Below are 1529 nucleotides of genomic sequence, written 5' to 3' on the forward strand. Positions count from 1 at the left end.
GTCGTGCCCCGCCCCGTCCGTGCCGGCGGCGTTCTCGCGACGGAACGCCTCGTGGATGCGCAGCAACGCCTGCTTCTGCTCCTCGGTGAGCCCGGGATCGGCCAGTACCGCCGCCCGCACGCCGGACTCCTCCGGGACGCCCGCGCCCCCCGGGGCCGCGTCGTCGCGGACCCGCTCGTCCAGGATCCCGGCGCGGACGTACAGCGTCTCCGCCGAGATCTCCAGCCCTTTGGCGATCTGCTGGAGGATCTCCGCGCTCGGCTTGCGCAACCCGCGCTCGATCTGGCTGAGGTAGGGGTTGGAGACACCGGCCGCGTCGGCCAGCTGGCGCAGCGAGAGCTTCGCCTGGCGGCGCTGTTCCCGCAGGAACGCCCCCAGTCCACCGCCCTCGAAAGATCCCATGGCCCCACTGTGCGGCATCGCGCTAACAATTGCAAGCACCTGCTTGCAGGTGTGCCCACCCGCCCCGGGCCGAAGGGCCCCGGACCGGGCCCGACCTCTCCCGCGGAAGGCGGGTCGGTGCGGGGGCGCCCGATCCGCCCGCCGGCCTTCCGGGCGGTTCGGGACCGTTGCCGATCGCATCCGGCCACGGTCGTCCCCCGGGGCCTTCCCCGGTCGGCCGGAGCCCGACAATCGGAAGGGCGGGAAGCGGCGGAGAACGGGTCCGGGGGAGGACGCGGTGGGCGAGCGTGTGTGGTTGGACGTTCCGTTCGCGGAGAAGGACGAGGCGAAGAAGGGGGGCGCCCGCTGGGATCCGCGCGCCAAACGGTGGTACGCGCCCCGTCCCGGCATCCCCGCCCTGGAGCGCTGGGCGGCGGCCCCGGACATTCCCGACCTCCTGCCCGGCGAGGACCGGACCCTCGGGCACGGCCTGTTCGTGGATCCGGTGCCCAGCACCTGCTGGTTCACCAACGTCCGTTCCTGCGTGGCGCCCCGGGATTCGAGGCGGGGACGCGCAACCTCCTCGCCGCCGGGGAGCGGGCCGGGGTGCGACACCACCTCCTGCTGTCGATCGTCGGCTGCGACCGGGTGGAGACCGGGTACCACGGGGGCAAGCTGCGGCAGGAGGAGTTGGTCCGGGCCGGGGCGGTGCCGTGGACGATCCAGCGCTGCACCCGGTTCCACGACTTCGCGGGGCAGTTCATGGCCTCGATGCCGGGGCCGGTGGCGGCGGTGCCCCGGGTGCCCAACCAGCCGATCGACACCCGGGAGGTGGCCGACGTCCTGGTCGGGCTGGTCACCGGTGAGCCGTCGGGAACGGTGCCGGAGCTGGCGGGGCCGCGTCGGGAGGTACTGCTGGACCAGGCGCGCGGCCTGGTGCGGGCGCGGGGTGGGAAGCGCCTGGTCCTGCCGCTGCCGCCGGCGGCCATCGGCAAGGGGGACGGCAGATGGCGGAGGGCGGCCTGCTGCCCACCGAACCCGGCCCGCGCGGCACCCGCACCTTCGACGAGTGGCTCGCCGAGCACGCCGGCGCCGCCCGCCGCTGATCCACCCCGGTGCCCGGGCGTCGGGGAGGGGTTCCCGGGTGG

Annotated in this window: 1 protein-coding gene and 2 pseudogenes; 2 read left to right on the forward strand and 1 reads right to left on the reverse strand. The window is 75.0% G+C overall.

Translation table 11 applies throughout. The annotated features are described in order from the left end of the window. The coding region (locus FNQ90_RS22730) for a helix-turn-helix domain-containing protein (protein ID WP_182608061.1) at positions 1-402 on the reverse strand (402 nt) is incomplete at its 3' end. Here FNQ90_RS22730 and FNQ90_RS28550 point away from each other — a divergent pair. Continuing rightward, positions 401-739, forward strand: a pseudogene (locus FNQ90_RS28550) (hypothetical protein); the annotation flags it as partial. The gene FNQ90_RS22730 and the pseudogene FNQ90_RS28550 sit on opposite strands and share 2 nt — an antisense overlap. Before the next feature lie 248 nt (positions 740-987). Beyond that, positions 988-1529, forward strand: a pseudogene (locus FNQ90_RS28555) (SDR family oxidoreductase); the annotation flags it as partial.

It is taken from the genome of Streptomyces alkaliphilus (genome assembly GCF_014141535.1).
Lineage (GTDB): Bacteria > Actinomycetota > Actinomycetes > Streptomycetales > Streptomycetaceae > Streptomyces > Streptomyces alkaliphilus.